This window comes from Bacteroidota bacterium (assembly GCA_039714315.1).
Lineage (GTDB): Bacteria > Bacteroidota > Bacteroidia > Flavobacteriales > JADGDT01 > JADGDT01.
This window is the reverse complement of the sequence record JBDLJM010000162.1, coordinates 1-6,325: the sequence shown is the minus strand read 5'-3', so window position 1 is coordinate 6,325 and position 6,325 is coordinate 1. Positions and strand designations below refer to the sequence as shown.

The 6,325-nt window shown below is 36.8% G+C and carries 5 protein-coding genes; all 5 read left to right on the top strand.

What is annotated here, in order from left to right:
- Nucleotides 1–264 precede the first annotated feature (264 nt).
- The 5 genes from ABFR62_12460 to ABFR62_12440 all read left to right on the top strand — a co-directional run bounded on the left by ABFR62_12460 (nucleotide 265) and on the right by ABFR62_12440 (nucleotide 5,976).
- On the top strand, nucleotides 265–879 hold the full coding sequence (locus ABFR62_12460) for a hypothetical protein (GenBank protein MEN8139236.1): 615 nt from the start codon (nucleotides 265–267) through the stop codon (nucleotides 877–879).
- Complete coding sequence (gene rsmI, locus ABFR62_12455; GenBank protein MEN8139235.1) at nucleotides 879–1,556, top strand: 16S rRNA (cytidine(1402)-2'-O)-methyltransferase; 678 nt, start codon at nucleotides 879–881, stop codon at nucleotides 1,554–1,556. The genes ABFR62_12460 and rsmI overlap by 1 nt, the downstream gene beginning before the upstream one ends.
- A gap of 68 nt (nucleotides 1,557–1,624) precedes the next feature.
- Entirely contained in the window at nucleotides 1,625–2,734 is a 1,110-nt protein-coding gene (locus ABFR62_12450; protein ID MEN8139234.1) for a chorismate mutase, read from the top strand.
- A gap of 64 nt (nucleotides 2,735–2,798) precedes the next feature.
- On the top strand, nucleotides 2,799–4,499 hold the full coding sequence (recJ, locus tag ABFR62_12445) for a single-stranded-DNA-specific exonuclease RecJ (protein MEN8139233.1): 1,701 nt from the start codon (nucleotides 2,799–2,801) through the stop codon (nucleotides 4,497–4,499).
- A 685-nt stretch (nucleotides 4,500–5,184) separates the two neighbouring features.
- Nucleotides 5,185–5,976, top strand: a complete 792-nt coding sequence (locus ABFR62_12440) for a hypothetical protein (GenBank protein ID MEN8139232.1) — start codon at nucleotides 5,185–5,187, stop codon at nucleotides 5,974–5,976.
- Nucleotides 5,977–6,325 lie beyond the last annotated feature (349 nt).

Sequence of the window (6,325 nt, the reverse complement as noted above, 5' to 3'; positions counted from 1 at the left end):
GAACCATTCATGGGTACAATTTCGTTAATTTGTGGTATCTAAATACATGAATGTACCATTTGACCACTGAAAAACAATTATTACAAATGAACCATTCATCGGCTGTCAATTTGTTATTTTGTATTGACTTAATAGATGAATGTACCATTTGACCACTGAAAAACAATTATTACAAATGAACCATTCATTGGCTGTTAATTTGTTATTTTGTATTGACTTAATAGATGAATGTACCATTTGACCACTGAAAAACAATTATTACAAATGAAACACAAAATAATTATAGAAATAAGAGAAATCGCCAGAGAGATTGAAAGTTCGAACAGCTTAAATGCAACTGTTTTGAAGGAAAAAATCTCAAGTCTTCGCGATAAGTTGGTTATTTTAGAGTTTTTGGAAGGTAGTATCGGAGAACTTGCGAAAAAGGAAGAAACGGCGGTAGATGATAAACAGGAAACTCTGCCAGAAATAACTGAAGAAGTTGTTGCTGACAAAAAAGAAGCAGTAAAAGAAGATATTATTGAAGTTGTTGCTGATGAGATCACAAAAGTTGACTCTAAAGCAGTCGAGAGCCAAAAAGAAGAAGATATTCCGCAGAGTTTGCACGAAAGTATGGCTTTGCAAAAGTCACTTCACGATGAATTGAAGAAGACCTCGGTACAAATAGGTCTTAATGACAGAATTGCATTTGTAAAAGAATTATTCGATGGCAATCAACAGGATTTCAATAGGGTATTGTCGCAGGTAAATTCATTTAATAACTATTCGGAAGTCGAAGAATTTATTGATAATTACGTAAAACCTGAACACGATTGGGATAATCAGGAGAAGTATGTAGATAGATTTATGGAAATAATTGGATCTAAATTCGAAGCATAATGTCGAAATTATATTTGGTGCCAACGCCAATAGGCAATCTGGATGATATGACTTTTAGAGCCGTGAAGGTTCTGAATGAGGTAGATTTGATTCTCGCTGAGGATACACGTACATCTTCTAAATTGCTCAAACATTTTGAGATTACTACACAAATGATTTCTCATCACATGCACAATGAGCATAAAACTGTCGACAGTCTTGTTCAGCGTATAAAAAACGGTGAGACAATAGCAATGATAACCGATGCCGGTACTCCTGCCATTTCCGATCCGGGATTTCTGTTGAGCAGAGCTTGTGTTCAGAGTGGAATTGAAATAGATTGTCTCCCCGGAGCCACAGCTTTTGTTCCGGCTCTTGTAAATTCTGCTTTACCTAACGACAAGTTTGTTTTTGAAGGTTTTTTACCGGTAAAAAAAGGACGGCAGACAAGGTTTAAGGTTCTGGCTGAAGAAAGCCGTACCATGATAATCTACGAATCTCCTCATAAAATAATTAAAACACTTAAAGATTTTGCCACCTATTTTGGAGCAGAACGCAGAGTAAGTATCTCAAGAGAGATTACAAAACTTCACGAAGAAACTTTAAGAGGAAGTGTTGAAGAATTAATACAGCATTTCGATAGTAAAGCCCCAAAAGGGGAGATGGTCGTGATTGTAGAAGGAAAAAGCACAAAATAGAAATTGTCGGTACATTTTATCTACAATTATTCTCATTTGTTTAACTTTGAGTTAAATCAAATTCAAAGATGCAAATAACAAAACAAAATAACCTGTCTGATTGGTGGGAAAGGAAAGACTCACCACTGTTAATTGCAGGTCCCTGTAGTGCCGAAAGTGAAATGCAGGTTTTAAATACTGCACGTCAAATAGCTCAATCGGGTAAAACATCTATATTCAGAGCAGGAGTTTGGAAACCACGTACAAGACCGGGATCATTTGACGGGATCGGGGTAACAGCATTGCCGTGGCTTGAAAAAGTGAAAGAAGAAACCGGTTTATTGGTATCTACCGAAGTAGCGAGTACTTTTCATGTTGAACAGGCACTAAAACATAATATTGATGTTTTGTGGATAGGAGCCAGGACTACGGTTAATCCTTTTCTTGTTCAGGAGTTATCGGAATCATTAAGGGGAGCGGATATCCCTGTTTTTATAAAAAACCCTATTCACGAAGAGATTGCTCTTTGGGATGGAGCTATTGAACGATTTTCTCAGGTAGGCTTGAATAATATCGGAGCTATTCACCGTGGATTTTTCTCATCAAACTCAGCTCCTTTTCGAAATATTCCTTCGTGGAGTGTGGCAGTTGAGCTCATGCGCCTATATCCTGATATGCCAATAATAACCGATCCGAGTCATATTGCCGGACGCAGGGATCTTATTGCTAAGATTTGTCAAACTTCGTTAGATCTGAATTTTGATGGTTTTATAATTGAAACCCATAATAATCCGGATGTGGCATTAAGCGATGCCGCTCAGCAGATTACTCCTTCAAATCTTGATGATATAATGAACAGACTCTGTTTTAAACCCGAAACCACAGGAGATGAGAAATATCTTGGCCATTTATCGGAACTCAGAGAAAACCTTAATGATATTGATGAACAATTTCTTCAGATACTTTCTACAAGAGTAAAGGCCGTAAAGGAAATCGAAGACTTTAAAAGTAAGAATAATGTAAGTTCATTTGAGATAAAAAGGCTTAACGAAATTCTTAAAACGAGAGTTTTAAAAGGTGCAGAGTTGGGTTTGTCAGAAGCTCTTGTAGAAGATATTTACAATACGCTGTTTAAAAATACTTTTCAGATGCAAACCGATATAAGTGAAAATGCCTCAACTGATCCGGATAATATATAATTAGAGTATCTGCTTCGTTTTAGCTATATTTATATTAGTAAATTTACCCCCATAATAGATTACCATGAACTGGAAAATATTACCAAATCCTGATGAAGCAGTAGTCACAAAACTTCGAAAAGAGGTTTACGACCATGAAATTATCTCCAAATTATTGGCACAACGCGGAATCGAAGATTTCGATTCTGCCAAAGAATTCTTTCGTCCTGATTTAAATAAACTTCACGATCCGTTTCTTATGAAAGATATGGAGCAGGCAGTTTCAAGGATCGAAAGAGCTATTAGCGAAGGGCAAAAGATACTGATTTATGGCGACTATGATGTAGATGGTACTACGGCAGTATCTATGATGTATTCATTTATAAAAAAGCATCATTCTGATGTAGATGTGTACATTCCCGACAGATACACCGAGGGTTATGGAGTGTCTTTTCAGGGCATTGATTACGCAGAGGATAACGATTGCAGTTTAATAATTGCCCTCGATTGTGGAATAAAGGCTGTAGACAAGGTAGAGTATGCCAATCAGAAAAAAATAGATTTTATTATTTGCGATCACCATACTCCGGGCGATGAAATCCCTGAAGCAGTTGCAGTTTTGGATCCCAAAAGAGTGGATGATAATTATCCCTATAAGGAGTTAAGCGGTTGTGGGGTAGGTTTCAAATTAATTCAGGCTTTCGCACAACAAAACAATATTGACAGTTCAGAGCTTATTGAATATCTCGATTTAGTGGCTGTTAGTATAGGAGCCGATATTGTTCATATTACGGGCGAGAACAGGATTTTGGCACATCATGGATTAAAGAAGCTAAATTCTTCTCCACGACCCGGATTTAAGGCCATTATGGAACTTTATAATAATAAAGAGTTCTCAATTACCGATGTGGTTTTTAAAATTGCACCGCGAATAAATGCGGCAGGGAGGATGAAACACGGAAAGTATGCAGTTCGTTTAATGATTCAGCCCGATTTGGAACAGGCAAGAACACAAAGCTGGAAAATAAACGAATATAACGATAGCAGAAAGGAGACCGATAAAAATATAACGATCGAAGCCTTAAAACAAATTGATGAAAAAAATGAAAAAGAAGGTTTCTCTACCGTTGTTTATGATGAAAACTGGCATAAAGGGGTTATCGGCATTGTAGCCTCCCGTCTTATAGAAACGTATTACAGGCCTACCGTAGTTTTCACCAAAAGTGGCAATAAACTGTCCGGATCGGTTAGATCGGTAAAAGGATTCGATGTTTATGAAGCCTTAAATGCATGTAGCGATTATATCGATCAGTTTGGTGGGCATAAATACGCCGCCGGGCTAACTGTGTTGGATGAAAATTATTCAAAATTCAAGCAGAAGTTCGAAGATGTAGTCAGGGAAACCATAAGCGAAGACTGTTTGGTTCCGGATACAGTAATATCGAGCGAGATAGTTTTGAGTCAAATCGATAATAAGTTTTACTCCGTCCTTAAACAATTTGCCCCTTTCGGCCCCGGAAATATGCACCCGGTTTTTATGTCAAAGGGATTGAGCGATAATGGTTATGGTAAGAAAGTAGGGGAGGATGGCAGCCATATTAAACTCAATATTATTCATGCCGGCGATAACAGAACATTTAATTCAATAGGCTTTGGTTTGGGCGAGAAGATTAAGATAGTAGAGAATAATGGCCAGTTCGATGCAGTTTATGTTATAGAGGAAAATGAGTGGCAGGGAATGAAATCGCTCCAATTGCGACTTAAAGACATTAAGACTTCTGAATAATGTTTGTGTTAGGTGTTTATTTGGTATTATTATGCGCCTGATCCGGCTGTCCGCTATTACGCTTCGTCGTTAAAGCCTTTCACAATAAATTTTGCCGTGGTCTCTTCCTGTGGTCAGAGCCACGGCAAAATTTTGTTCAATGGCTTTAACTCCTGCAGGGTAACGCTTCCATCCGGGGCGTAGTTTCATGTATTAGTGAAATCAGAGGAGCTCTTACGGTAAATTACTGTAATCCTTATGTTTATAACTCCCACTACATGGGTATACTGTAGTCCGTTGAGGGTGAGAAAAATCCTTCAACACAGGTGTGAATCTCGGGAAACGAAATCCCACATCTATATGAAATCTTTTTTTTCCCAACTTTAAGAAGTTGTATTACAGTTATAACCGCCATGTTATTTTGTAATGTGTTTTTATGATCAAATCTATTATAATGTGTCATTTTAACGGCCAATAATCATATTTTTATAGACGAAAAACAGACTAATCCCAAACTCCAAATATCATTATGAAAAAGTATATATTCTTAATCCCCATCATTTAGTTTCAAAAACTGAATAATAAGCTGCTATTTTCAATTATTGACAAAATTGGAATTAAGTTTATCAGGCAACAACAGTACCCCCAACTTCAAGGGGAATCCCCCAAATTAGAATTAGTAACTAACATTAATAAATAAACAATTATGAAAAAATCTATTATTATTGGACTTTTTGCGAGTATCGCTCTTCTTTCATGCTCAAAAGATGACAGCGATTTGGTAAAATTAAATCCAGACTTTGAACTTACAGTAACGGGAGAATCTCCCAATGCAGAGCTTTCGATTACTAATAATTCAACCGGAGCTACCGGCTACCAGTGGTCACTTAGCGAAGGAGCAAGTATTAGTACATCATCTGACAAAACACCGGGTGCAATTACAGTAGATAAGGCAGGTGATTTGGAAGTTACACTGATTGTTTCCAATGGATCAGTGGAAAAAGAAATAACAAAAACTGTAACAGTAACAGGAAATAATGCCGTAGTAACATATACTGATCTGGAGTTTGCCCATGATGGGAGCAGCGATGTTTACGGCAGGTTATTTTCATTTGAAACCGGAAAGATGTATAAAGACAGCGAAATATCCGCAGAAAATGGTTCTCTTATACATTTGGCTTATGAAGGTTGGGGTAATTCGTTGTTTTTTTTTGAAAGTCCTACTGTAACTGAACGTTACGATGTGCCAGGAGCAACTCTTACCCTTGTTAAGAATTTTGTAATAGATTCAATATTTAGTGTTGATGATTTTGATGCCCTCGAGGACGATAGCAAGCTGAAAGATTTAACTATTATAGACGACAATAATGCTTTCGGTAATAATTATTTCCCTGGTATTATTTTATTTGAAATTTCTACAGGGCAAAAGGGAGTTATAAAAGCAAAGTATGTGAACAGTGACAGAATAATGGTAGATATAAAAATCCAAAAATATTGATTCAAAGAAAAGAATCTGTAATGTGATACCGGGTGAGTTTTTTACCCGGTACTTTATTTAGGGGGTTATTCTTTGCTATATACTGTATAATATAATAGTACTATGCATATTTACCCCTTATTAGGGCAACACATGGTCAACCCTGTGTGGTTGACCTGACCTTTCCAAAAAAGCTTCCCCCCATAAGAGTTACGTTTTTAGCATGTTACATAATTGAACTGAAATTCCGACAAAGAAACCTTAAAAAACACTTGCAGGTAAGTAAAGTATTACTACTTTTGCACCCGCTTTGAAAAACAAATAAGCTTTTTCAGTAGCGAAACAGGGATAGTAAAGTTCATTAAATTAT

Coding starts and splice junctions, on each gene's coding strand:
- recJ (MEN8139233.1), top strand. CDS start 2,799: ATGAACTGGAAAATATTACCAAATCCTGATGAAGCAGTAGTCACAAAA.
- ABFR62_12460 (MEN8139236.1), top strand. CDS start 265: ATGAAACACAAAATAATTATAGAAATAAGAGAAATCGCCAGAGAGATT.
- ABFR62_12440 (MEN8139232.1), top strand. CDS start 5,185: ATGAAAAAATCTATTATTATTGGACTTTTTGCGAGTATCGCTCTTCTT.
- rsmI (MEN8139235.1), top strand. CDS start 879: ATGTCGAAATTATATTTGGTGCCAACGCCAATAGGCAATCTGGATGAT.
- ABFR62_12450 (MEN8139234.1), top strand. CDS start 1,625: ATGCAAATAACAAAACAAAATAACCTGTCTGATTGGTGGGAAAGGAAA.